The 26,220-nt window shown below is 58.2% G+C and carries 15 protein-coding genes, 1 other RNA gene, 2 pseudogenes and 1 riboswitch; of the genes and pseudogenes, 6 read left to right on the top strand and 12 right to left on the bottom strand.

Annotated features, from left to right (window positions below; genetic code table 11):
• The first annotated feature begins 15 nt into the window (after positions 1 to 15).
• The 6 genes from GA645_RS24375 (at position 16) to GA645_RS24350 (ending at position 11,495) form a co-directional block, all read left to right on the top strand.
• The gene (locus GA645_RS24375) at positions 16 to 5,256 is read left to right on the top strand and encodes an FkbM family methyltransferase (protein WP_256676013.1); all 5,241 of its coding nucleotides are present in this window, start codon (positions 16 to 18) and stop codon (positions 5,254 to 5,256) included.
• A 168-nt stretch (positions 5,257 to 5,424) separates the two neighbouring features.
• Positions 5,425 to 5,883 carry a hypothetical protein gene (locus GA645_RS24370; protein ID WP_152226233.1) on the top strand — a complete coding sequence of 153 codons (459 nt, stop codon included), beginning with the start codon at positions 5,425 to 5,427 and terminating at the stop codon, positions 5,881 to 5,883.
• A 93-nt stretch (positions 5,884 to 5,976) separates the two neighbouring features.
• Positions 5,977 to 7,722, top strand: coding sequence for a hypothetical protein (locus GA645_RS24365; RefSeq protein ID WP_152226231.1), 1,746 nt, complete (start codon positions 5,977 to 5,979; stop codon positions 7,720 to 7,722).
• Complete coding sequence (locus GA645_RS24360) at positions 7,715 to 8,962, top strand: glycosyltransferase family 4 protein (RefSeq protein ID WP_256676012.1); 1,248 nt, start codon at positions 7,715 to 7,717, stop codon at positions 8,960 to 8,962. The genes GA645_RS24365 and GA645_RS24360 overlap by 8 nt, the downstream gene beginning before the upstream one ends.
• Positions 8,959 to 10,179 (top strand): glycosyltransferase family 4 protein, encoded by a 1,221-nt coding sequence (locus tag GA645_RS24355; RefSeq protein WP_152226229.1) that lies wholly within the window; start codon positions 8,959 to 8,961, stop codon positions 10,177 to 10,179. Before GA645_RS24360 ends, GA645_RS24355 begins: the two co-directional genes overlap by 4 nt.
• A 107-nt stretch (positions 10,180 to 10,286) precedes the next feature.
• Entirely contained in the window at positions 10,287 to 11,495 is a 1,209-nt protein-coding gene (locus tag GA645_RS24350) for a hypothetical protein (RefSeq protein WP_152226227.1), read from the top strand.
• 1,102 nt (positions 11,496 to 12,597) lie between these two features.
• Here the strand turns inward: GA645_RS24350 and GA645_RS24340 are convergent.
• The 12 genes and pseudogenes from GA645_RS24340 to GA645_RS24280 all read right to left on the bottom strand — a co-directional run bounded on the left by GA645_RS24340 (position 12,598) and on the right by GA645_RS24280 (position 26,175).
• Entirely contained in the window at positions 12,598 to 13,689 is a 1,092-nt protein-coding gene (locus GA645_RS24340) for an acyltransferase (RefSeq protein WP_152226225.1), read from the bottom strand.
• A 426-nt stretch (positions 13,690 to 14,115) separates the two neighbouring features.
• Positions 14,116 to 14,241: pseudogene (locus GA645_RS24335) on the bottom strand (IS5/IS1182 family transposase); the annotation flags it as partial.
• Positions 14,242 to 15,629: 1,388 nt separating this feature from the next.
• Positions 15,630 to 15,987: a transfer-messenger RNA gene (gene ssrA / locus GA645_RS24325) on the bottom strand.
• 74 nt (positions 15,988 to 16,061) lie between these two features.
• On the bottom strand, positions 16,062 to 16,739 hold the full coding sequence (locus GA645_RS24320) for a type 1 glutamine amidotransferase domain-containing protein (protein WP_152226223.1): 678 nt from the start codon (positions 16,737 to 16,739) through the stop codon (positions 16,062 to 16,064).
• 89 nt (positions 16,740 to 16,828) lie between these two features.
• Positions 16,829 to 17,839, bottom strand: a complete 1,011-nt coding sequence (locus GA645_RS24315; protein WP_178119592.1) for a sodium:calcium antiporter — start codon at positions 17,837 to 17,839, stop codon at positions 16,829 to 16,831.
• A 66-nt stretch (positions 17,840 to 17,905) separates the two neighbouring features.
• Positions 17,906 to 18,063, bottom strand: a riboswitch (yybP-ykoY riboswitch).
• Positions 18,064 to 18,325: 262 nt separating this feature from the next.
• Positions 18,326 to 18,577, bottom strand: a complete 252-nt coding sequence (locus GA645_RS24310; protein WP_152226221.1) for a hypothetical protein — start codon at positions 18,575 to 18,577, stop codon at positions 18,326 to 18,328.
• Between the two features lie 85 nt (positions 18,578 to 18,662).
• Positions 18,663 to 20,069: a HAMP domain-containing sensor histidine kinase gene (locus GA645_RS24305; RefSeq protein ID WP_152226219.1), complete on the bottom strand. Its 1,407-nt coding sequence runs from the start codon at positions 20,067 to 20,069 to the stop codon at positions 18,663 to 18,665.
• Complete coding sequence (locus GA645_RS24300) at positions 20,066 to 20,743, bottom strand: response regulator (protein WP_152226217.1); 678 nt, start codon at positions 20,741 to 20,743, stop codon at positions 20,066 to 20,068. Before GA645_RS24300 ends, GA645_RS24305 begins: the two co-directional genes overlap by 4 nt.
• Positions 20,744 to 20,756: 13 nt before the next feature.
• On the bottom strand, positions 20,757 to 21,608 hold the full coding sequence (locus GA645_RS24295) for a hypothetical protein (RefSeq protein WP_152226215.1): 852 nt from the start codon (positions 21,606 to 21,608) through the stop codon (positions 20,757 to 20,759).
• A complete protein-coding gene (locus GA645_RS24290) occupies positions 21,605 to 22,741 on the bottom strand; it encodes a fused MFS/spermidine synthase (protein WP_152226213.1) in 1,137 nt (378 codons plus the stop codon). Before GA645_RS24290 ends, GA645_RS24295 begins: the two co-directional genes overlap by 4 nt.
• A gap of 65 nt (positions 22,742 to 22,806) precedes the next feature.
• Positions 22,807 to 23,208 (bottom strand): annotated as a pseudogene (speD, locus tag GA645_RS24285) (adenosylmethionine decarboxylase); the annotation flags it as partial.
• A 159-nt stretch (positions 23,209 to 23,367) separates the two neighbouring features.
• Positions 23,368 to 26,175, bottom strand: a complete 2,808-nt coding sequence (locus GA645_RS24280) for an FAD-binding and (Fe-S)-binding domain-containing protein (protein ID WP_152226209.1) — start codon at positions 26,173 to 26,175, stop codon at positions 23,368 to 23,370.
• Positions 26,176 to 26,220: the final 45 nt, after the last annotated feature.

Below are 26,220 nucleotides of genomic sequence, written 5' to 3'. Positions count from 1 at the left end.
ACAGCAGACGCCGATATGCACGCTGAAGTAGCCGTCCGACTCGCACACGATCCGGTTCGTAAAGTGGCCACCCTTACGGTGGGTGAGCACCGATACAGCCTGTTTCTGCCCAATTGCGAGACGGATTACATCCAGAAGAAGATCGTTGCCGAGCAACGTCCGTACGAGCTTTCGATGCTCGAGGACATGGGCCGGCGCGTGTGCACCGGTGATCTTGTTCTGGATGTCGGCGCGAATATTGGAAATCACACCCTGTATCTGGCCGCAGTTGTCGGATGCCAGGTCATCGCTTTCGAGCCCAACCCAGCGCTGGCGGGTGCACTGGCGTCCTGTATTGAAGCCAATGATTTGTCGGAGCGTGTGGCAGTCATGGCTCGCGCAGTGGGCGAGGCTGAAGCTCGAGGGCGATTCGAGCGGGCGATTCCGGAAAATCTCGGCGCGCAGAGCATCGTGGTGGGGGAAGGCGATATCGATATCGTCGCGCTCGACGATCTGCACTTCGATCACACCGTGAAGCTGTTGAAGATCGATGTTGAAGGCATGGAAATGCCCGTGCTGCAGGGCGCTGAGCAGCTGCTGCGCAGGGACCGGCCGATGATCTATGTCGAGTGTCTGTCCAAGGACGAGTTCGTCGTAGTGGCGGACTGGCTGCAGGTTCGGGGGTACAGCTACCTGGAGTCCTTCAACGCTAGTCCCACGCATCTCTTCCTACCCAGTGAGCAGGTCGATGGCGGGCTGCGTCTCGCACGCTCGCGGCTCAAGAGGCTGCTTGATACCTATCGTGCTGCCGAGCAACGGCAGGTGATCCAGAGTCCTTCGGAGAAGGTTCCAACCCCATCGCGATCTGCGAAGAAAAAGGCTGGCCCGTCGCGTCGGCAGGTCGTCGAGGTGGAGTTGCCAGTGGAGACGATACAACCAGGGGCGATTTCTCTCCAGGTGGACACCAGAGCGTTGCCGCTTGCCCGCCTGGCGGAGACCGGCAGCGAGCCTCAGTGGATTAAGGAAAGGATTTCGCAATTGGATTCGAAGCTGGATATATCCGAATCGGCCAAGCTCGTTGTCGAGCCGACCTTGGCTGTTGCCCAGGAAAACGCACGGATTGCCGAGGGCCTCGTGGTGGCTCTACGGGGGGATATCGTCTCCCTGCAGGCTGAACTTGAGGCTCGGAAGCAGGCTGGGAAGGTGCTGGGCGGGCAGCTTTCCGCCGCGAAGCAGCAAGTAATTCTTGAGCAGGGTCGCCGCCGCGAGGCAGAGGACGTCTTGTCGTCGACTCGACAGAACGCAGAGCGGGATCGACAACGACAGGCGCTCGAAAACAGCGAACTTCAACAGAAGCGCACATCGCTTTTGGCGCAGATCGAACAGCTTGAGCTGGACAAGGTCGTGCAGACAACACTCCTCCAGGAGCAGCTGGACCGAAATCATCACGCGTACCTTGCCGCAGAAGAGGACCTGCAGATCTCACAACGGCAGGCACGAGATGTAAGCAACCTAAACGAGAAGCTACAGGAGCAGCTCTCCGAGGAGCGTGCTCGACGGGAAGCGGCCGAAGTGCTGCTGGAGAGTGCCCGGGAGGACTGGCAGGCGTCGCAACAACACGTGAACAGCGAACTGGCGTCCACTCGCGCCCTGCTGGATGTCGCCAACCAGAAATATCGCAGTGTCACCGGGGAGCAGATCCCTCAATTGAAGGCGGAAATGGACAGCCTCCTCGAGTGTTCCTCCAAGCAGAAGCGAAAGATCGAGGAACTGGTCGAGGACCTGCAGCGGGCCAATGCCAAGCGCTACCAGGCCGAACAGCGCCTGATCAAGACACGGGCCAGCCTGACCTATCAACTGGGGTATCAGCTGAAGGCGGGTGCTACCTCCCTGGACGGGCTCGTGCGCTTGCCGGGCTCGCTGCTGAGTCTCTATCGGCAGGCCAGCAAACAACGAAAGGCGCTTCGGTGGAAACACGTCGGGCACGATACCTCTCCCAAAGCCCTGCCGGCCCCGCAACAGTTCGCCGATACCTACGACAACGCACGTCCGATACTGCTCGGTAACGCAGGGATGGCGCGCCAGCTTATGCTTGCGAGTCAGGCTGACGGGAAACAGGTCCGAGTGGCCTGCGTCATGGATGAGTTCTCTTACGGCTCCTATCGCCTTGAGTGCGACTTGAAACAGCTCACCCCAGGTAACTGGTTGGACGAGTTACAGGCATTCCAGCCGGAACTGCTGTTCATCGAGTCTGCTTGGCGTGGCAAGGATGATCTCTGGGGCAGCAAGGTGGGGCATAACAGCCAGGAGCTGCAAGGCATCGTGGCCTGGTGCAAGACCAATGGCGTGCCAACCGCCTTCTGGAACAAGGAAGACCCGATCCACTTCGAGACTTTCCTGACCACCGCCAGGCAGTTCGATTTCGTCTTTACCACGGACATCGATTGCATCCACCGGTACAAGGCGGGGCTCGGGCACGAAAGGGTCTACCTGCTGCCGTTCGCCTGCCAGCCAGCTGTCCATAACCCCATTGAGCTGTATCAGCGCAAGGATGCGTTCTGTTTTGCGGGTGCCTACTACGTGCGCTACCCCGAGCGTACCCGTGACCTGGGCAATTTCGTCGCTGAGCTCCCCAAGTTCCGACCGCTGGAAATATTTGATCGCAACTTCGGCAAGGATGACCCCAACTACCAATTCCCAGCGGAGTACCGGCCTTACATCGTCGGTACTCTTTCGTTCGAGCAGATCGATACGGCTTACAAGGGATATCGCTACTCGATCAATCTCAACTCGATCAAACAGTCGCAGTCGATGTTCGCTCGCCGAGTCTTCGAACTGCTTGGCTCCAACACCATTACGGTCAGCAATTTCTCACGTGGCTTGCGTTTGCTCTTTGGGGAGCTGGTCATCTGTACCGATAGTGGTGGGGAAATGTTGCGTCGCCTGAACAGTTTGGCTGGCAACGAGGAGGATTGCGGCAAGCTTCGCCTGGCTGCATTGCGCAAGGTGATGCAGGAGCATACCTACCGTCGCCGTCTCGACTATGTGCTGAGCAAGGCGTTGGCCCGGCCGGTGACTTCGTTCCTGCCGCAGATTGCTGTCTTTGCCATGGCAACGGATGCCGGAGCAGTCGATCGACTCATCGCCCAGCTGCAGCGGCAGCGTTATGAGCCAATGCGCGCCTTCATTCTGACAAGCAGGAAGTTGGCCGAGACCATCAAGCTGGAAGATCCGCGCATCACATTGTTGCCCGCACGGCAGTTCAGGAAGCACGGCGTGGGGGAGCTCGCCGGGGATGCCCGCTGGGTTTGTGGCATGCATGCCGACGATTACTACGGCCCCAATTACCTGCTTGATATTGCCTTGGCTTCTCAGTACAGCCAGGCGGGAGTGGTCGGTAAGGTTGCGCACTATGCATCGGGCGATCAGGGTATCCACCTGTTCGCGCTGGAGCATGCATACCGACCTGTGGCCGTGCTGCGGGCGCGTGCTTCGGCCATTGAGACGCATCGGCTGGCTGAGCAGCAAGTGCTGCCCTGGTTGAAGTCTCTTGGTGAATGGCTCTACCAGGCACAGGACGCCCTGGCGATCGATCCGTACAACTACTGTCTTGACGGCGCTGGAGTGAATGCCGGTACCAGGGTCGATGACCTGGCTCTGGATATCGGGTTGAGCATCGAAGAGGTACAGGCGCGCGCCGAAGCCATCCCCCCTGCCCGTATTGATCCAAGCGATACGCCACGTATGGGAGCGAATGCTCTTGAGGCCGTATTCGGCACCTTGCGCAGCAAGGCGGTGACCCTGGAGTTGGCCGAGGATGAATGGCGGATCGACTCCACGCTTGCCGACGGCAAGCACGAATACCTCTATGCGGCACGTGAACTGACGCCAGAAGAGTTTGGCGAAAACGGTCAGCTCAAGCTGTTCCTCGACACGACCCCAGGACTGAACCTGCAGCTGGTCCTGCTGATGCTCGACGGGCAGAAACAGCGCATAAGTCACGTCATGGTGTATGCCAATCGCAATACAACGGTGGCGATTCCACCGGAGACCGCGTTCATTCGAATGGGCTGGCGTGTGTATGCAAGCGGCAGTGCAAAGGTAAATGGTCTATTGCTGGGACATCGCGATCTTCAGCCGTCGACAATGCTGGATCGCTCCAGGCACATGCTGCTCACCAATCACTATCCCAGTTATGGCGATCTGTATCGCAATGGATTTGTCCACAGCCGTGTCAGGGCCTACCGTGAGCACGGTGTGAGGGCGGATGTATTCCGCCTGCGCAAGGACCAGACGGTGAGCTACGACGAGTTCGAGGATATCGACGTCATCACCGGTTCCCAGGAGACCCTGGATCGCATGTTGGCGAGTGGGCGCTTCGAGTCGGTCCTGGTGCACTTCCTCGATCCGGACATGTGGGAAGTGCTACGCAAGCACATGCACCAGGTGAAGGTCGTGGTTTGGGTACATGGCGCCGAAATCCAGCCTTGGTGGCGCCGTGAATACAACTACAGCACTGATGAGCAGCTGGCACTTGGCAAGCTGGAGAGCGAAAGGCGCCTGGCGTTCTGGAGAAACCTGCTACAGCCGATGCCTGCGAATCTCCGATTGGTCTTTGTTTCTCGCTATTTTGCAGAAACCGTCATGGAGGATCTTGGTTTCCGGATTCCTGAGAGCCTGTACGCAATCATCCATAATCCGATCAATACCGATCTCTTCTCCTATCAGGAGAAGGGGGGGGAACAGCGAAAGAAGATTCTTTCGATTCGCCCTTATAGTTCCCGGACCTATGCCAATGATCTCAGCGTACGAGCCATTCAGGCATTGAGTGAAAAACCTTGGTTCAGGGAGTTGGAATTCCGGATGGTTGGAGACGGTCAGCTCTTCGAACAGACATTGGAGCCCTTGCGCCAATACCCCAATGTGCAAATCCAGCGCGGTTTTCTAAAGCAAGCTGAAATCGCTGCATTGCACAAGGAGTATGGAGTCTTCCTTTGCCCCAGTCGAATGGATACTCAAGGTGTTTCTCGAGATGAGGCCATGTCTTCCGGTCTCGTGCCCATAACCAGTGCGGTTGCCGCTATTCCAGAGTTCGCGGATTCGGACTGTGCTTATCTGGATGAGCCTGAGTCATTCCTTGGTTTGAGCAAGGGGATTGAAGAGATGTATATGGATCCAGATGTGTTCTCTCGGAAGTCCATTGCCGCGGCCCGGCGCGTGGTTGAGCAAAGCTCAATGAGGAAGACAGTTTTATTGGAGATTGGGTTGTTTGAATAAAAGGGTGGGTGGATTTTTGAAATCTGTTTTTTGAATTTCTTGATGTCAATATCAGGGTGGGATCTGGCGGCTTGGCAGGCTCGAGGTTTAATTAATAATGTGCTTCGATTTTTGCAAGACTGTCGGTTGTATTTATTGTGTTCGGATTTAGAAAGGAAGTGTTTTGTTATGATCAAGCCGATTCTGTTTTTTGTTGCGCTAGCTGTCCTAGCCGGCTGTGATAATGAGGCGAAATCGCCCTCCAAGGAGCAGGCTGGCTCTGCCTCCGTCGCGAAGCCTACTGAGACAGCTGTTGCTGCCAAGCAACTACAGCTTCCAGATGGCAGTGTATTGCCGTTAAGTGGGAATATTCTTAAGCAAACGAGCAAGCCAAATGATAACGGAGCGTTGAGTATCAGTGAGGTTGAGTTCGATTCTTCCAGCCGCAAGGCTGAAGAAGCGGTATCCACCGCGCTGGAGAAGTCTGGTTACTCCCGCAGGGTCGTTGTTGAAGAGCGCGAAGGGTTCCTGAAAGTCCATTACTACAAGTCGAACTCTCCGGTAGTTGGCGGGATCTATAAGGATCAGGAGAAGGAGGCTGATGGTCAGGAGAGGTCTCTAATGCGCTTGTATTGGCAGGAGTCCTGAAATCATCGCCCTGGCTTTGCCCTGCGGGAAGTTCCTGCAGGGTAGAGCAAGTGCGGCGCAAACTAGTTCTTCATCGTGTAGACCAGAATTGCCATGACACCGTTGTTGCGTGGAGTCAGATCGACTGTCGGATGGTCATTTTCACTGGGGAAAAAATTCTTCAGGGTTGTGCCGGTCACTACAGCGCTAATTCAGGTGCTTACACTGGGTTCACAGTTCCTGCTTCTAATAGCCTTCTTTCTGCCGCTGAAGGTTATGGTCCTGCTGGGAGGAACGACGATTCCCATTCAGTTCCCAGCCTATTTGCAAAGCTTTGAGCGCGACTGGTTGATCATCGTTATAAGTGGCTTGGCTTTGCTATGCTATATCTTGCATGTCGCTATGGAGTTTTCACTCAGGCTCCTATCAAGGCGTGGTGCGGGTCTTCTCCTGGCGCACAGCAGAAAGATCGACCTGTTTGAAAAACAGGTGAAGCTGGCCACTTCAGCCTATTCAAAGTACGTGCGTGGTTTGGCAGCTGCCACCTTCATAGTGATTTCGTTTTCGATTCTGCTCTATCTCTACCCATCACTGTGCCTGGTCGTCGTTCTTTACATCCTGACTGCTTTCTTTTCAGTGGTCGCCGTCTGCAGTTACAGCGAGAGTGCTCAGAAGGCTCTGCGGGCCAAGCTGGGCGGAGGCATGAGTGCATTGGCCTCTGCTGGCTTCATGCTTGCTTTCTTTTACATCGTGGCCGACTTCTTGAGTGGCGATCATCCTTCGGTCTGGGTGGCGGTCATTTCGCTTCTGCTCATCCGGCAGGGACTCCAGCGACTGGCAGGGATGATCCAGGATGTTGCCTCGCTTCGTGCGCAACGCAGGCAGATCGGCGCGCTGTTCTTCCATGCCCAGCCACTGATTACTGAAAACCGCTTTCAGGACCTTCAGGATCACTCCGCGTTGGGTCAGGCTGCCCGCCATGTCTGGATTTCCAAGGTGCTCCGCGAAGTCGAGCGGATTTCGCCAGCCGAGCTGGACGTCGCTTGGCATCAGGTAGGAGTAGCAGGGGTACATGCTTTTGAAGTGGCCTGCTCAGATGAGGGTTCCGGCCAACAACGCCGCTATCTCTTGAAGCTCTTCAGTGGAGAGGTCAGCGCTCTCGCGGCACAAGAGCTGACATTACTGTCCTCGTCCAGAGCTCTGCCCTGTCCTTGTTTCATAAGCGCTTGCTCGGTGGGTGGAATGCGTTGCCATGTATTTGCATGGCGGGGCGAGAGCAAGGTCAATCGCCGCCAGGTTGGCCCAGCAGTTCTAGCGGTAACGGCTTACCTGATGACCATTGAGCCACCGAAGGACTTGCTGCAGCGCTTCAAACGGTCGCGTCAATCCCTTGAGTGGCGTCTGGACGCCAGACAGATAGAAAGCCTCGGTATTGCGGCGTCCTTGCCGGGGCAAGCCGAGAGTCTGCAACGCTTTCTGCAAGTGTTCGATCACGTGCGTGAGCTTTTGTCGGCACTGCCCCGGCAAATTGCCTCCTTGGACATGACATCGGAGACGTTGCTGGTCAACGACTCGGGCGAGTTTCTGCTCAGCCACTGGCCGAGCTGGCGAATCGAGCCATTGGGGGCCGGATGGCCAGTGGATGAGCGAGAGAAACTGGCAGGCGCACTGGCGACAGCAAAGACTCTGCGTCCTGGCCTGGCAGCTGTCCCATTGTCGGCAGTCACGCTTGCCGCGTTGGTTTATGCATTCGAACGATTCTGTAGTCAGCGCAATTATGCCTCTGCATTGGCGCTACTGGCTGACGTGTTGTCGTTGCTGCGCGAGGAAGTGGTGCAGGAGGAGCTCCAGCATGGATAGCGCACCTCGCATCGCCATGATCGTTTGGAACGAGTTCCGCAATGACGCCCGGGTCCTGAAGGAAGCGCAAACGCTTCAGGCTGCCGGTTATCAAGTGACTGTCTTCGCTCTGCATACCCCTGGTGTCACCGCTGAGCGGGAGAGGCTGGAGAGCGGGATCGAGATCGTGCGCGTGGCGAGAAGCCCGCTGTGGAAGATCCGCAAACGCCGGACCATGGGCGGCAACTGCGCAGAGCAGGCAAGGGCCTCGGCCAACGGAGTCATCGGCCGACTCAGCGTCCGTCAGCGAGCGCTGCGCATCGTGGCGCGCTTATGGACGCATGCGGGGCTACTGTGGCGAATGGTCCGGCATCGGGCCGCTGTCGTCCACGCCCACGATGCGAATACGCTCCCCACTGCCTGGCTGGCTGCTCGGCTATCCGGTGCCCGGATTATCTATGACGCACACGAGATCAGTACCAGTCGCGAGGGCTATGCAAGCTTTCGCAATCTGGTCGGTTTCGTCGAGCGTCTTCTCATGCCGCGCGTACACGGAGCCATTACAACGACTGATGCGCGGGCCAAGTTCTTCGCCAGGGCCTACGGCATTTCCCGGCCGCTGGTCTTGCAGAATCGCCCTCGTCACTCAGTGATGACTTCATCTCGTATTCGCGACGAGTTGGGGCTCACGCATGACTGGCCCATTCTTCTCTATCAGGGTGGCCTTCAGCAGGGGCGGGGGTTGGAGGGACTGGTCCGTGCCGCGGTGACGGTGACCGATGCCTACTTCGTTTTCATCGGCGGTGGACGCCTTGCAACCGAACTGAAGCAGCTCAGTGAATCCTTGGAGGTGGGGGAGCGCGTTCACTTCATCCCGACGGTATCTCTGGCGCAATTGCCTTCCTACACCGCCTCCGCGGATGTCGGCCTGCAGCCGATCGAGAATACCTGCCTGAATCACTTCACCACCGACTCGAACAAGCTCTTCGAATACCTGATGGCGGGTTTACCGGTCATAGCTTCAAGCCTCCCGGAGATTCGCCGAGTCGTTCAGCAGCATGACATTGGCCTCTTGATCCGTCCGGGCGATATTCAGGCGCTGGTCAGCGCTTTGAGAGTGATGGTCGGTGACCCTCAGTTACGTGTCCGGATGCGCCACAACGCGCTGCTGGCAGGGCGCCGGCTCACTTGGGAACAGCAGGAATCAGCACTGCTCACCCTGTATCGGCAAGTGCTTGAAGGCCGGCAGCCAACATCATGAAACGACGCATCCTGCTGCTGAGCTACTACTTCGAGCCTGATCTCTCGGCCGGGTCGTTCCGTGCCGAGGCTTTGGTCAAGGCACTGCTGGAAGAGGGCGGTGATGATATTCAGATTGATGTCGTCACCACCTTACCCAATCGCTATCGGAGCTTCAGGGCGCGTACATCGCGATCTGAAAAGCACGGCGCACTACGCATCCGTCGCATTGCCGTGCCGACACACCAGGGAGGGGTTATCGATCAGACCAGGAGCTTCCTTGCATACGCGCGGGGCGTGTTGCGCATCACAAGGCGAGAGCACTATGACCTGGTAGTTGCCACGTCCTCACGCCTGATGACCGCTACGCTTGGAGCCATAGTGGCCCGACGGCAAAGGGCCTCACTTTATCTTGACATTCGGGACATCCTTGTCGACGCATTGCCGGAACTATTGCCGAAAACATTCGGACGTTTGGCCACGCTGCTTTTTTCCCGGATCGAACGCTGGACCATCCAGAAGGCGACCCAGGTCAACCTGATATCACCTGGATTCCTGAGCTACTTCACGTCACGTTATCCCGCCAGAGCGTTCACGGTTCATACCAATGGCGTTGATGATCTATTCCTGCCCATGGTTTCTAGCGAGGAGTCCAGTGCTCCGCCGGGCCTGATGCAAGTCCTCTACGCCGGAAACATAGGGGAAGGGCAGGGCCTTCATCATGTTCTGCCAGCCTTGGCCAAACGGCTGGAGGGGGAAGCTTACTTCCGGGTAGTGGGGGCTGGTAGTGCTCATGGCCGTTTGGCCAGAGCGCTTTCCAGGCATGACGTCCACAATGTGGAGCTGCTTCCACCTATCAAGCGCTCCGACCTGGTGAGCTTGTACCAGAGTGCGGATGTGTTGTTTCTCCACTTGAACCGCAACCGTGCATTCCGGCGCGTACTGCCATCAAAACTTTTCGAGTATGCGGCAACGGGAAAACCGATATGGGCCGGAGTTTCGGGGTATCCGGCCGAATTCGTTGAACAGAAGATTATAAATACCGCAATTTTCAGGCCATGCGATGTTGAGAGTGCAGTTGCCGCGCTGCGGAGACTGAATTTGAGCTCCGTATGTAGGTCAGGATTTGTTGCCATTTATTCGCGCCGTTCGATTCAAAAAGAAATGGCTAGTGATGTATTGGGCGCCTTGGATCAGCACCGAAGCGAAAACTGTTTATCTGCAAAGAAAGCCCCATGAATATGGGGTGTCCTTTTCTGGCTGTATAGCTAGGTTTGAGCATTATTTATAAAGTTTAAGTTTTTCTGGGTTGTTAGTTAAGTGATTTGGATTGGTGGAGGGCGGGGATGAACGAGAGTTTGCTTAAGATTGCAGATGACATTAGGCAAAGTTGTAACTTCATAAATAAGTCGGACGAGTATCTTTATGGTATATCTAAATCAATCTATCTCTATCTTTATGAGGTGGAGAAAAAGTCAAATTATTTGATCAGGCTGTGTGCGCTGATTGTAAAGAAAAATAAGAAGACGACCAGTGAGGTTCTGGAGTACTCAAAGAAGGCGCTAGTGGAGACTCAGCATCCAGATGCAGTGGTTTATTATTGCAAGGCATTGGTGTTGAATTCAGATGCAAGTGATATAGTATCTGGTTTTTCCGAATTAAAGGGGATTGATTGGAAAGATACTGATGTGCGATCTGTTGTGGGTATTTTTGAGGCCTGTTTTTATTATGGGCTGGGTGACTATAAGGCTTATACGGAAATTATTAAAAAGTTCAATAATGAAAAATCCCCTAAATTTAATCCGTATATTTCGATACCGGTATCTTCGGTGTACGGTAAGGAAACTATAGATATAGAGCCGGTGGTGAATGATGTAATAGGAAGCGTTAGGACTGAGCTTCCGGGTGGTACGCCCGACTATTGCATCTCCGTTTCCTGCAATAAAAAATATTTTGATGACTATGGCAGCTATTTGATAAGTTCGCTACAAAGGTTGGCTGATAACTTCTATTGCCATATTTCCATTACCGATGAGGTTGGCTTTTCCATTGAGGATGCTAGATTCAAAATAGTTAATCAGAATATTGGCTTGGTATGTAATGTTGGCCCAGTATCCTCTTCGCTTAGATTTATTCACGCATTAGATCTTCTTGATGCTGTAAAGGTGCCGGTCATTGTCTTGGATTTTGACTGTGTGATATTGGACTCGCCTAAGCCTTTGCTTCGGCTTGAGGGGGCTGATGTTGGCTTGAGAATACTGGAGAATACTTTGCCGTGGGAGAGATACACAGGAGGGATGTCGATTTATCTTGATAATAAAGAATCAAGAGAGATACTGAAGGGGGTTAGGCAATATTTAATGGAGACAATTTCAGATGATCGTGAACAGTGGTGGGTAGATCAAAACGCCCTTGAGATTGCGGTCAGAACATGTCGTCTGAAATATGATGTGAGGATAAAAAATATCTTCCGGGAAATTCCTCGGTATATCTATATTCCGACTGGAACAAAAGAAGGAAAGCTGATGCAGATGGATCGGGTTTTAAACAACTGATGTTGATTGTTTAAAGAGAGGTGGCCTAAGTCTGCAACTCGCGAGAATTTTCTACGCCGGCAGGCATCAGTAATGACGGCACCGCATTCGGCGACAGCTGGCAGTGCCGTGGGCACGCGTGCTATCGCAGATCACTGGGAGGTCAAACTCCCGGGGAGTTGGCCCCGGACTCGGTCTGCCGTTGCTCAATCAATCTACGCGGGTGTAGCAACCGGATACTCCCAAACGTTCCGCCACCTCGACAGCAAGCAGGTCAGTTCGGCCACTTGTTTGATCGATTTTAATTAAGCCTGTGCCTTCAAAATCGCTGAAGATTGGCGTCCGATAGATACCGGGCTACTTCAGACGATCCCTGGCTGGTTCATTCCGGAGGGTGGGAAACATCCTCACATTGCAGAAGAGCCAGGGGCTCTTCAGCCTTGCGATGACAATGCGATATGCACCGAGCATCTGGCGGAAGCGGTTCGGCTGAACCCGTTAGCTGGCAGGGTTATTCTTTGGTAATCGACTGTCCCAGAAAGCAAAAAACCTTGAAATTCTCTCAGAAAATCAAGGGATTAGGCCTTTTTTGATTTGAGCCGGGGCGTTTGAGAATGATCTTTATGGTATTGATTTTTAATGAATATTTTTATTGTTTTGAGGTCGGGGGTACAGGGCCCTACATGTTGGGTTGGAGGCCTATCCCAACTCTGACTTGGAAGAATACTCGCCAGCACCACCTCATAGGTGATTGAGCGTTGCTCAAACCTCTCCGGCGTTCTGCCACGCGAAAATTACTCATCACTGCCTCACCCTTGCGAAATGTTGCGCCCCAATTACTGTGTATGCAAACAGGGTTGTTAAGGCTCGCTCATGGGACCGCTTGAAACCTGCCGACACCTCCAGATGTACGAGAACGAATTCGAAGAACTGAACCTACAACTGCGTGAGGCGCGGGGGAAGATATTCAAGCTGTTGGAGGTGCACGCTATAGCTTTTATCGGTAACAGTCATAATTTTTCTTCAGACATAAAAACCCGCACTCGCCGAGTTTGATTTTTAAAATTACTCAAGGCTGTTCAGCTTTTATCATTCTATGCTTTGCACAGATAAAGCGCTGCTACTAATTATATGCATATACAGAAACTGCACGACTCCGAATCTTTTCGCAAATTATTTTACTAAGCTTCATAGATGTCTTCTCTAGGAAAATATACGCAAGCGAAGAAACGAGCATAAGAATGGAGATATATAACAAAAAATTATAGTCGTCAGACATTGAAAAATAAGGAAAGATATTTTTATAACAAAACAAATAAAGTGGAAGTTGCAGTATGTAAACCGAATAGCTTATCTCGCCAAGAAACACAAAGACCCTCATTGACATCATGTCAATTAAAATATTCCTAGAGACGGAGAAGATGAAAATAAGAACTGCAAAAATAGGAGACAGGAGACTTGCTTCGACCGGTAATTTAAATCCGATCATATGCTCCCATGAGTGAATGTTACAGATAACATAGCTAACAAAAGCTACGGACAATACACATGTTGCCAAGGATAAAAATCCATCAAATGAAATCCTATCCTTGTAATCTGAATACAAACAGCCAGTTGCAATGCCGATCATAAAGCTATTTAGGTGTGAAATGGGGAAATAATAAACCAAGCTAAAGCCAATCGAAGGCCAGCTAGTGTTAATAGATTCAGCGCCAATAATATTCACATGAACGAGCTGGGTAATCAGCCATGCTGCAAGGCTAGAATATACAAAACCTTTTATATTCTTGGTGAAAACAAAAAGCACAGGGAAAACAACATAAAAGAAAGCTTCTACAGATACAGACCATGCTGGGCCATTGATCTGATCAGGCAGCGCCGGGAACCAAGCTAGCATAAATGTCGAAATGGACAAAAGTCCTAGAGTATTTAGTGCTCCATAAAATACATAAACCCCAAGAAGAATGGAGAAGAAGTATGAAGGGGAAATCCTAAATATTCTCTTAACATAGAACTCAGCAATGTTAATCTCTTTTTTTCGGTTCGCGATAGCTATAACAAACCCAGACAAAACAAAGAAGAATGTGACCATGACTGAGCCATTCCTTAGAGAATAAGGAAGGGAATTAATATAGCTAACATTCCCGCCAAAATGCGAAAACACAACAATAATTGCAGCTAAAAACCGTAAGCTTGTGAGAGCATCTATGCGCATCTCATACTCCGCCACTTAGAAAAAAGCGAGCACTATACATGAACTCATTACTCGGCATGAAAATATTTAGCCATCTGCATGGCCTTTGTCATGAACCACCAGCACTCCCTCTGAACATAGGCAGTCAGTCACCACGGCCGTTCCGGTCGCACCGTGGTACCACTTCGACCAGACAGAGGCCAACCCCTGCCTGGTGATGGGGATGGATTCTCTCCAGGCAAAAAAACGCTCGGTGGCGGGTGTCGATACTTGTGCTGATATCAGGTTGGGTTCAGGGGTAGGGAGGGTCTGAAGTAGCCATGTGTTTCTGGCCAACTTCGGCCGCCGCCGATTTTGAAAGTGGCGAATTGATCCAACGCTCAGATCTCTCACTCATTCCGGTCTTTATTCGCCGCTGCGAGCACCTCGCGGCGGCTATTCCCCGCACTATAGGCGCACCTCTCCTGCATTACTGTGTAAATGTCGTCGGGCCATCCACAGATTCGGCAGCGCAAACAGCGTCACCAGCTGTGCCGTGTTCTTGGCCAGGTCGCGGAAGCGCCTTTTCATATAGGCGACCCAGTAGGTACTGCATTCGAGGCGGCGGTCTATGCGCAGCTTCGTCGCAAGCGCCTGGATGAGGGCATTTCGGGTAAGACACTCAATAACGAACTGGGCTATACCAGCGCCGTGTTTAACGAGTTGAAGGCCCCTGGAGAAATCGACTACGACAACCCGCTGGCCAGGGTGCGGTTACTCGAGCTCCAAGAGCGGGAGTTGTCCTGGCGGACCTCGGCACAGATTGCCGAACTCCTCCAGGCGATCCGAAGCGGTTGCGAGAATCCGCATACGGAGCTGGTCGCGTTGCTATGTCTGGCGACTGGTGCACGTTGGTCGGAGGCTGAGCAGCTGACTCCGCATCGCGTACAAGGCAATGTCGTTACATACGCAGGCACCAAGTCCGGGAGGGTTAGTCATGTGCCTATTCGGGCTGAGATTGCTGATAGGTTCCAAGTACACTGGAAAGCCAATGCTCATACATCACGTCTTTCCGTCGTGATCTCGAACGTACTACGATTCAGTTGCCAGAAGGACAAGCAAGCGACGCATTGCGGCACACTTTATAATGAATGGCGGCAACATCCTCACATTACAGAGAACTCTGGGCCACTCTACGCTTGCGATGACGATGCGCACCTATCGCCGGATCATTTGCATGATGCAATGCGATTTGGGCCGTTGTATTGATTTGGTATGATTGGATTTAAGGGTATTGCTAATACTCCGTTGAGGTCGAGTGTGTATTGGAGTTTTTCGTTGCTTTCAAAGGCTAATGCAAATTAAATTATGTCGCCAGTATAGCTTCCATTCGGGGCTTGGTCTTGAGCAAGCCTGCGTGCATCATCAATGCCAGTGCGGAGCCAAATACCTTTTTCATAAGTGCCACATTTGATACGGTAACCGTTGGCTTGCAGTCTCCGAAGTACCAGTTGCGTGACTAAAAACTGTAGATTAGTGGTGCATTTAGCTTTTCGGTTTTAAACCAATCAGTAGGCTTCTTTCCTGCGCCGCGGTCGCCTCCGAATAAGAATAACCTGCCAACGGACGCTCCTTTATATCTTGTGATCTCCAGGCTTTGAGCATACGCACCATGCGCCTCAGATATTTGGCGTATGCTGTATGGTCTACCCCTGGATTGAACTTTATCCTGAGTGCACAAAAACACTTTTGTTCGTGACTATGGATGCCAGAACACCTATGTCCGTTTTGCTTGCCGGTGTCATTAAAATATTTGGCCAACTCATCTTTCATACCTCCATAATTTATCTATCTAGGAGGTAGAGTCCCGCCTAAAGCCATCACTTGGCAAGCTGGAGAAATGCGCAAGTGCTACCAGTTTCGACAGTTTTTCGACGCCCAAAGAAAAACCCCTGAAAACGCTAGGTTTTCAGGGGTTTGTTTGGTGGAGCCGGGGGGATTTGAACCCCCGTCCGCCAGTTCTCCGCTGTCGGTTCTACATGCTTAGCCATCTCTACTGAGTTAACTCCGCGCCGCCCGAGTGGCAGGGTGCTTGGAGCGAGCTGTATGAGTTTTAGCCGTTACGCCTACAGCGAACTTGGCGGCGATCCTGTTCTATATGACAGACCTAATCTTCGGGTTTACAGGCATCCCCTAGGGTCTGCTAGCGGCACTTAGGCTGCTAGGGCGTAGTTGTCGTCGTTGGCAACTATAAAGTTGTGGCAGCTGATTTACGAGAACTGTCACCTACTCGGCATGCCCCTCGAGTTTTGTTACCGGCGTCGAATCCTAATCGGCCCCAAAACCTTGAAAGGTCGGCGACCATTCTACGGGAAAGCTGCCCCAAGGTCCAATCGGGGCGGCGCAACTCGTTGTCAGGTCAGGAATTTCAGTACGGCTTCGGCCACGGCCTCGGAGGAAGCGGGGTTCTGGCCGGTGATCAGGCCCCGGTCGACTTCCACGTGGCTCTGCCAGTCGGGGCCTTTGCTGTAGCGGGCGCCGTTGGCCTTGAGCATGTCCTGGACGAGGAAGGGCACCACGTCGGTGAGACCGACGGCTTCCTCCTCGCTGTTGGTGAACCCGGTGACATGTCGGCCCTGTACCAGGGGACGGCCGTCCAGGCCACGTGGGTGGCGGAATACGGCCGGGGCGTGGCAGACAGCGGAGACGGGCTTGCCGCTGGAGTGGAAGGCTTCGATCAGCGCCACCGACGTCCTGTCCTCCGCGAGGTCCCAGAGTGGCCCGTGGCCACCGGGGTAGAACAGGGCGTCATAGTCGTCGGCGTGCACCTCCGCGAGTTTCACGGTACAGGCCAGCGCGGCCTGCGCTTCGCTGTCCTGGCGGAAGCGGCGGGTGGCCGGGGTCTGGGCGTCTTCTTCATCGCTCTTGGGATCGAGCGGCGGCTGGCCGCCTTTGGGCGAGGCCAGGGTCAGGGTGGCGCCGGCATCCTTGAACACGTAATAGGGCGCGGCGAACTCCTCGAGCCAGAAGCCGGTTTTCTTGCCGGTGCTGCCGAGCTGGTCGTGGGAGGTCAGGACTACCAGGATTTTCATGCTCACTCCTTCGGCGTATCGCGTATGACAAGCGGCTGCCGCAGCAACGGCAGCCCAGACTGGTCAGTGTAGGCGGTACGCCGCGCTCGTCAGCGTGACAGGGTGATGCCCAGATAGGCGGCGTACAGGGCGCCGTTGAGCAGCAGCACCCAGATCGGCAGTCCGTCGCGCTGGGCATTGAGGCGCAGCCAGAGGGCGGCGCCGAGCGTGATCAGCACCCCGGTGAGCACTTCGGTGCGCGGTTGCCAGGGGGTGAGCAGGATGCCGATGGCGGGCAGCAGGGTGCCCTGGAACACCATGGCGCCGCTGATATTGCCGAAGGCCAGGGTGTCCTTGCCGCGGCGAACCCAGAGGATGCTGTTGATCTTCTCCGGCAGTTCGGTGGCGATCGGGATGACCAGCAGTGACAGCAGCAGCGCGGAGACGCCCAGAAGGTGCGACAGTCCCTCGACGCCATGGATGAAGCCCTTGGCGCCCAGCACCAGCAGACCCAAGCCCAGCAGTAGCTGCAGCAGGATAGTCGCAAGGTTGGTCGGCAAGCCGATGCGCGACAGGTACATGTGGTGGTCGGCTTCAGTGCCGTGGCCGTTCTCCACCAGCTCCTGCGACGCCCTCAGCGTAAGGGTGATGTAGGCAACATAGGTGAGCACCAGCAGCAGGCTCAGGCCGAGGCGCACGGTCAGGTAGCCCGCCGGCACGAACATCGCGACCGTGGCGACGCTGAAGGCGATCAGGAAGAAGTTCAGGTCACGTTGCAGGCCCGTGCGTTCGGGGCGCACGCGTCCGGTCAGGCCACGCGCGCGCAGGGCGAAGCAGGCCATCAGGCAGGTGGACAGGGTCGACAGCATCAACGGCGCACCGAGGATGGCGCCAACACCGACTTCCTGGTTGAGGTTGGCGTTACTGGTGCCGGCGAACAGTGCCAGCAGGGGGATCAGGGTTTCCGGCAGGGCGGTGCCGATGGCGGCGAACAGCGAGCCCGTGACGCCTTCGGAGATGCCCTGGCGCTCGCCGAAATGCTCCAGCGCATTGGTGAAGACTTCGGCGGCAATCAGGATCACCAGCAGCATGCCGAGCAGTTCGAAGATGAAGGTCAGCATGCGCGCGGCTCCAGATGGATGGAGCAAGGGATGGGGTGGTGCATCACGGTGAAAACTCCCGGCCGGATCGATACCCATGACCACGCGCTCCCCGGCCGTTCGGAGGCTGCGTGGTCAAAGGTCTTGCCAGGCAGAATCGCTGGCGACGCCATGGCCTGTGGGCCAAGTGTGTTGACGTCGTCCCCGTTCGCGAGAACGGTCGGCTACTCCCCAATGACGCCGCGCATTCTATCCGATCGTGGGGCACGCTCAAGAAATGGTTTCACCAGGTGTCGATCAACGGACGTTTTCCCCCTGGCGCGGTGCCCGCCGTGGCACCGCAGCCAAGCCGCGCAGCAGCCAGCGGCGGCTGTCGGCCGGGTCAATGAACTGCTTTATCGCGAATGGTGAGAGTTTCGTCGGGTTTATCGGCGCACGAATCCCGCGGGGGACAAGGCACCCGGAAAACAAGGCGGCCGGCGCGCCCGGCCGGCCGTCGAACAGGGATCAGGATCTACCGGTCTGCTTGAGCAGCTTCAGGGCTTTTTCGGTTTGGGCGATGCAGGCCTTGGTATTGCCTGCCTGCTGGGACTGGATAGCCTTTTCCTGCAGGCGCATGGCCTGGTCCTGGGTCTGAGCGGTGCCGGCATTGGACTGCACGGCGGCGTCGATTTTCTGGAGGTTGTCGCTGCACAGGTCGGCGGCGAATGCCGGCGACGCCAGCAGGGCAGCGGTAATGAGCAGGGCGATACGTTTCATGGTTGGACTCCTGGCAATTTGCCCGAGTTGTCGCGGACCGATCATGCGGACCGTACAGGGTGGACTGTCGGGTTTTTCGCCAGGTTCACTCTTTTTCGCCAGCGCTTGCCGGCAGTTCGACGCAAACGCCCAGGCCGGCGCCCTCCAGCCCTTCGTGCAGGCTGATGCGGCCGTGATGGATCTCCACGATGCGCTTGACGATGGGCAGGCCAAGACCGCTGCCAGCGCTGTTGGCAACGCTGGGGCTGCGATAGAAGCGGGTGAAGATGGCGGCCTGCTCGGCCTGTGCAACGCCGGGGCCGTTATCGCGTACCCAGAGCAGCAGCTTGGTGCCGGCGCGCTCCAGGGTCACCGCCACCCGGCCGCCGTCGGGGGTGTAGCGCAGGGCGTTGCCGACCAGGTTGGTGAGGATCAGTCCGAGCCACACCGACACGCCCATCAGGGTGGTGCCCGGCTGGGTGTCGAGGGTGAGGTCGATGTGCTTGTCGATGGCCTGCGGGGCGAGCTCGGCGATGCTTTCCTCGGCGAGCAGGCCGAGGTCGACACGGCTGAAGGTTTCGTGCAGCTCTTCACCGTCGAGCCGGGCCAGCAACAGGATCTGCTCCATCAGCGCACTGATGCGCTCGACGCTGCGGCTGACCTGCTGCAGGCCATGGGCATGGGCCGCCGGATCGGAGGAGCGCAGCGCCACCTGGGCGTGGGTGCGCAGGCTGGCCAGCGGCGTACGGATTTCGTGGGCGGCATCACTGGTCAGACGGCGTTCGGCCTCCATGGCCAATTGCAGGCGCTCCAGCAGCAGGTTCAGTTCGTTGACCAGGCTGTGCACCTCCACCGGCGCCCGGTTCAGTGACAGCGGATGCAGGCTGTGGGCGGTGCGCAGGTGGAGCTGGGCTATCAGGCTGCGCAACGGTGCCAGCCCCTGGCGCACGCCGAGCCAGACCAGCACGAGGAACAGCGGCAGGGCCAGCAGCAGCGGGAACAGTGCGCTGAACAGCAGCAGTCGCAGGGTCTTGGAGCGGTATTGCTGGTTCTCGAATACCCAGATCCGCACGCCGTCCGGGCCTGTCGAGGCGATCTGCAGTACCCGCCAGCGCACGTCGCCCTGTTCCAGGCGGGAGAAGCCCAGCGGCTGCTGCTCGACGTCGGGTGGCGGCTGGTCGGTGGTGAGCAGGCGTTGGCCCTGGTACCAGATGGAGTAACCCAGCGTGGCTTCCCGGCGAATCAGCGGCAAGCCTTCGATGGCCTTGCGGCTGCGCGCGATGATGTCCCCTGGCGGCGTGGGCTGGGCGTCGACGGAGTCGGCGATATCCACCAGGCTCAGGGCGGCCTGGCCAAAGTCGATCATGTCCTGGTCGTAGAGGCCGTTCACCTGCTCGCGGGTCAGGTGATAGGTGAAGAAACCGGCCACCAGCCAGCACAGCGAGATGCCGCCGATCAGCAAGAGCAACAGGCGGCGGCTGAGCGAGCCGGCGCGGCGCGGAGCGGAACTCACGGCGAGGACGGAGTGCCGGGACGGTCTATGCCGTAGCCGATGCCGCGCACGGTGCGGATCAGGCCGTTACCGAGCTTGCGCCGCAGGTGGTGGATGTGGACCTCGATGGCGTTGCTCTCCAGGTCGCCGTCCCAGCCGTACAGGGCCTCGACCAGACGAGTGCGCGACAGCACCTTGCCGCGCTGCTCCAGCAAAAGGCGCAACAGCGCGTACTCGCGCGGGGCCAGTTCCACTGGCGCGCCGGCGAGGCTGACCTGGTGGGTGGCCGGGTTCAGCATCAATTCACCGTGTTGCAGAAGCGGCGCGGCGCGACCGGTGCGGCGGCGGGTGAGGGCACGGACGCGGGCGAGCAGTTCATCGAGGTCGAAGGGTTTGGTCAGGTAGTCGTCAGCGCCGGCGTCGAGGCCGGCCACGCGGTCGGCCACCTTGTCGCGGGCAGTGAGGATCAGCACGGGCGTCAGGTCGCCGCGCCGGCGCAAGGCGCGCAGTACTTCCAGGCCGTCCTTGCGCGGCAGGCCGAGGTCGAGCACCAGCAGGTCGAACTCGTCGGTCTGCAGCGCCTGGTCGGCGGCCTGGCCATCCTGGACCCAGTCCACGGTGTCGCCTTCCAGGCCGAGCCCGGCGCGAATTCCGTCGCCCAGCAGTTGGTCATCTTCCGCCAGTAATATCCTCATGGCAGCTCCCTGTTCAGCGATGCCAGAATTCCCACAGGCTCAGGCCCGTATCGATCAGCAGGATTGCGACGATCAGCCATTCCACCCGCAACTCGCCTCGATAGTAGCGGTATTCGCTGAGCCGGTCGGTCGCCAGTTCATAGAGGTCCTGCAGCACTTCGATGCGGTCGTCCAGGGCGGCGAGGCGATCGTGCGCCTCGGCCTGGACGGACAGCTCGTTGTACAGCCTGCGCACGGCTCCGGGCAACTGCTGCGGCGGCTTTTCCAGGTGCGACTCCAGGCGCGTGTAGGTCATGCGCCAGCGCGTGGTGTGGAGCACCTGGCGGTTGACCTGGGTCTGGCGCAACAACGCCGGCGGCTGCAACTGGTGCGTCAGCTCGATATCGCGCTGGGCTGGCTCCCAGGCCTGGGCGACGGCATTCTCCAGATCGCGCAGGCGGCTTTCGTACCAGTCGAAGGCGACCAGGCCTTCGAGCAGTTCCCGGCAGCGCTCGGGGCTGCCAATGATCAACCCTCGACCGGGACGCCAGAGCACCCGGTCGCTGAACGACGGGATATCCAGCATTGGCGACTGCGCGCCCGGATCGGGCGCCATCCAGGACTCCAGGCGCTGGCGCCAGGCATGCCCGGTCTGCAGGCCGCCGCTGGCGAATATCACCAGCAGTTCGTCAGCGGCGGCGCTGTCGGGCAGCAGGCTGTCCTCGGTCAGCTCCTCATCCCGCGCCAGCAATGCCAGCGCCGGTTGCGGATCCTCCAGGCGCAGCAGCACCGGCAGGCCGTCGTCCCGGTTGCGGTAACTCACCCGGTACAGCTGGCAGGGCGCGAGGATGGCCGGGGAGAGCCTCGGGGCCGGGGCGGCGGTCATCGTCTATACCCGGTCAGGGCGGGCAATTGCGCCGGGCCGAACTCGATTTCCTCGATGTCCGGCGGCGCAATGAAGTGCACGCCGTCTTCCAGCACCGGTCCCGGTTGCGACAACAGGAAGCGGGTCTCCCGATCCATCACGAAGCAGGCTTTCAGGTATTCGCCGTCGATGTGGTCGAGCCAGAGCTGGCCGAGGCGCTGATCGATGCTGCGGTCGATCTCTTCAGCGGACCACAGGTTCGGCGCGAGCCAGTCGGACGCCAGCAGGAACCCCCAGGACGACAGGAACGAGGGGATCGCGGCGCGGTAGCTGTGCACCTGCCCGAACACGCAGCGCAGGGTGCGGGCGAGGGCCGCGTGGGGTTTGTCGTCGCAGTGGGAGAACTCCAGCCCCTGTACCGCGACGATGCCGCCGGGGCGCAGTCGGGCGTGCAACAGTTCGTAGAACTGCCGGGTGTAGAGCGCCTGCGCCGGCCCGTTGTCGAGCATGTCGACGACATCGATGATGACCACGTCGAACAGCGAGGGGTCCTGTTCGAGATAGGCGCGGCCATCGTCGAATACCAGCTCGCAACGTGGATCGTCGAAGGCGCCCTGGTGCCACTGGAACAGGTGCTCCCGGCACAGCTCGACGAGCTCCTGGTCGAGGTCGACCATCACGGCGCGCCGCACGCTCGCATGGGACAGCACCTCGCGCAGCGTCGCCCCTTCGCCGCCACCGATGATCAGCACATCGCGCGGGTCGGGGTGCGCCAGCATGGCGGGCTGCACCAGCAGTTCGTGATACAGGGATTCGTCCGTTTCCGCGCTCTGGATCGCGCCGTCGAGCATCAGCACGCGGTCGTAGTTGTAGGTGTCGGCGATCAGCACGTTCTGCCAGCGCGTGCGGCCCTGATAGACCACGCGGCTCAGGCGATAGACGTACTGGTCGAAGGGGTCGCTGTCCTCGATGTAGCTGGTCGCGCCATCGCCGACCTGCTTGGGGTCCGGCGGATAGAAGTAGAAATGATTGGGGGGCAGCGGGGGGAGTTGGGCGGCGACTTCCGGGGGGACGAGTCCGGTCAGGTCGATGTCGTAGCGCAGGGCATTGGCGTCGGCCAGCAGCTGCGCGGGTTCTATGTGGGGCTCGTTCATGATGCCACCTCCCTGTCCTCGCTCGTCAGTCGGGGTGAGGCCGGCACGAGAGCGTCGTTCTGGCCGCGTGTGAGCAGGCCCAGGCGATGGCCATTGAGGCCCCGGTCCATGCTGGAGACCAGGTGACGCCGGCTGCCCAGTCGCTCGCAGAGCACCTGGACCGCCTTGTCGCCATCGAGCACGTCACCACAAGTGAAAACGTCCACCGCGGCATAGTGGAACTCGGGCCAGGTGTGGATCGCCAGATGCGATTCGGCAATCACCACGACGCCGGAAATTCCGATCGGGCTGAACTTGTGAAATGCGGATGTGACGATGGTGGCGTTTGCCTGTCGCGCGGCCTCGAGCATGCTCTCCTCGATCCACTGGATATCGTCGAAGCGCGTGTCGATGCAGTCGAACAGTTCGATGATCAGTTGCTTGCCGAGCACGTTAACCGAGTCGAGTCGCAACGCTTGAATTGCCATGTTGCCTCCTGCTTCCGATCAGCGAGGCCTGCCCTCGCATTGGATGCACATTAGGTCTGGCAAGTTAACGAGAGCTTAAATGACTGAGGACTTTTGCCAGCTCGAAATGGCAAGCTCCGGCGGGGGCTTTCGTACCGCCCGCCGGGTGCTTCAGGGGGCTTACAGGCGCGCGCGGGTGACGCGATCCACCAGGTAGACCACGCCGCGATAATCGATGCCACCGTGGGCAGACAGACCGATCTCGCAGGTGCGGCTGGTGGAGACGCCTTCCTCGCAATACTGCACCGCTTCCTTGAGCGTGCGCAGCGAGTGCGCGTTCAGCTCGGGCGTAGTGAAGCCCTTGTCGCCGGCAAAACCACAGCAGTGGATGCCCTCGGGGATCACCACCTCGCGGGTGCAGCGCTTGACCAGGTCGATCAGCGCCTGGCTTTCGCCCAGGTGCTGGGTGCTGCAGGTGACGTGCACGGCCACCGGCTTGTCCTGCGGCTGGAAGTCCAGGCGCTCCACCAGGTGGGTGCGGATGAACTTCACCGGGTCGTAGATCTTCAGCCGGTCGTCCGCCAGTTCCTGCACCAGGCGCAGGGTGCAGGGGCTGGTGTCGCAGTAGATCGGGTCGAGGCCGCCTCGGCTGGCGCGCAGCAGCTCGGCGAGCAGCTCGTCGCGCTTGGCGTCGGCATGCGTCTTGTAGCCCTTGGAGGCGAACGGCTGGCCGCAGCAGAGGTTGTCGGCGTTGTCCGGGAAAACCACTTGGTAACCGGCCTTCTCCAGCAGCTGGCGGGTCTTGTCGATCAGCGGCATCTGCTCCTCGTCCGCTGCCGCCGGGCCCATGGCGCGGGACACGCAGGCGGTCAGGTAGACGACGCGCGGCTTGCCGTTATCCACAACCTGCAGCGTGGATGGCAGGCGCATCGGCTGTGGCATGGCCGGCGTCCACTGCGGAACGCGGCCATGGCTGGCATGGCTAATAGAAGTGCTGAAACGGGCCAGGCGTGGTGCGCCGAGCAGCCGGCGCGCGCCATCGGCGACGTGAAGCAGCAAGCGCGTGCCCTTCATCGCTGTCGAGAAGTTACGTGCTAGCCAGGAGGCGGTGCCTGCGTGGTGCGTTTCTTCGCCGCGCAGTTTCCTGATCAGCTCGCCGGTGTTGATGTTGACCGGACAGCGCTGGGCGCACAGGCCGGTGGCGGCGCAGGTGTCGATGCCCTGGTACTGGTAGTCGCGCTCAAGCTCAGTGGTGTCGACGCCGGCGCGGCGCTTGGCCTGGATGTCGCGCCACATGACGATACGCTGGCGGGGGCTGAGGGTCAGGCCCTTGGAAGGGCACACCGGCTCGCAGAAGCCGCACTCGATGCACTTGTCGACGATCTCGTCGGCGGCCGGCAGCGGCTTGAGGTTCTTCAGGTGCAACTGCGGATCGTCGGTCAGTACCACGCTGGGGTTGAGGATGCCGGTGGGGTCGAGCAGGCGCTTGAGCTGCCACATCAGCTGGTAGGCGTCGTGGCCCCATTCCAGCTCGACGAAGGGCGCCATATTGCGTCCGGTGCCGTGCTCGGCCTTGAGCGAACCGCCGTATTCGACCGCGACCAGATGCGCGACGTCGTCCATGAAGGCCGAGTAGCGCGCCACCTGTTCGGGCGATTCGAAGCCCTGGGTGAAGACGAAGTGCAGGTTCCCTTCCAGCGCGTGGCCGAACAGGATGGCCTCGTCGTAGCCGTGCTTGTCGAACAGCTCGATCAGGCGGTTGACGCCTTCGGCCAGTTGTTCGACGGGGAAGGTGACGTCCTCGATGATCACCGTGGTGCCGGTCTCGCGCACCGCGCCGACGGCCGGGAAGGTGTCCTTGCGGATGCGCCAGAGCTGGTTGTAGACCACCGGGTCTTCGCTGAAGTTGACCTGCTTCTCCACCGGGTAATCGGCGATGGAGGCGCTGATTTGTGCGAGATGTTCGTGCAGCAGCGACTGAGTCGCCGCGCGGGATTCGATGAGCAGCGCGCAGGCGTTGGCGGACAGGCTTTTCACCCATTCGGGCATGCCTTGCATGTTCTCCACCGAGCGCAGGCTGCGGCGGTCCAGCAGTTCCACGGCGGACACCGGCTGCTGCTTGAGCACGGTCACGGCCTTGCAGCAGGTTTCCACGTCGGGGAAGACGATCAGCGCGCTGGCCTTGTTCGGGTGGTCCGGCACGGTGTCGTAGGTCACCGCGCTGATGAAGCCCAGGGTGCCTTCGGAGCCGACCATCAGGTGGGTGAGGATATCCAGCGGCTCGTCGTAGTCGGCCAGCGCGTTCAGCGACAGGCCTGTGGTGTTCTTCAGCCGGTACTTGTGGCGGATCTTCGCGGCCAGCTCGGTGTTGGCGCGGGTCTGCCGGCCGAGTTCGGCGAGCTGGTCGAGCAGCGCGCCGTGGCTTTCGCGGAAGGCCTCGACGCTTGCAGGCAGCTCGCTGTCCAGCAGGGTGCCGTCGGCCAGCAGCAGGCGCATGCCGGCCAGGGTGTGGTAGCTGTTCTGCGCGGTGCCGCAGCACATGCCGCTGGCGTTGTTGGCGACGATGCCGCCGATCTTGCAGGCGTTGATCGACGCCGGGTCGGGGCCGATCTTGCGGCCGAAGGGCGCCAGCCAGGCGTTGGCCTGGGCGCCGATGACACCGGGCTGCAGGCGGATCTGCGTGCCGCCATCGCGGATGTCGCGGCCGTTCCAGTTGTCGCCCAGCACCAGCAGCACCGAGTCGCTCACGGCCTGGCCGGAGAGGCTGGTGCCCGCTGCGCGGAAGGTCACCGCCACCTGATGGGCGTGGGCGGCCTTGAGCAGGGTGGCGACTTCGTCTTCGCTCTCGACGCGGATCACCAGCTTGGGGACCAGCCGGTAGAAACTGGCGTCGGTGCCGAAGGCCAGGGTCGAGAGCGGGTCGTCGAAGCGGCGCTCGCGGGGGATCAGGTGTTCTACCGTGTCGAGGAACGCGGCGGGCAGGCTCATGGCGGCTCCAGTCATCATCGGTGAGCGTGGACCGCTGGACGGCCC

The sequence above is a fragment of the Pseudomonas sp. SCB32 genome (assembly GCF_009189165.1).
Taxonomy (GTDB): domain Bacteria; phylum Pseudomonadota; class Gammaproteobacteria; order Pseudomonadales; family Pseudomonadaceae; genus Pseudomonas.
The sequence above is the reverse complement of the archived record's forward strand: the minus strand, read 5'-3'. Positions and strand labels throughout refer to the sequence as shown.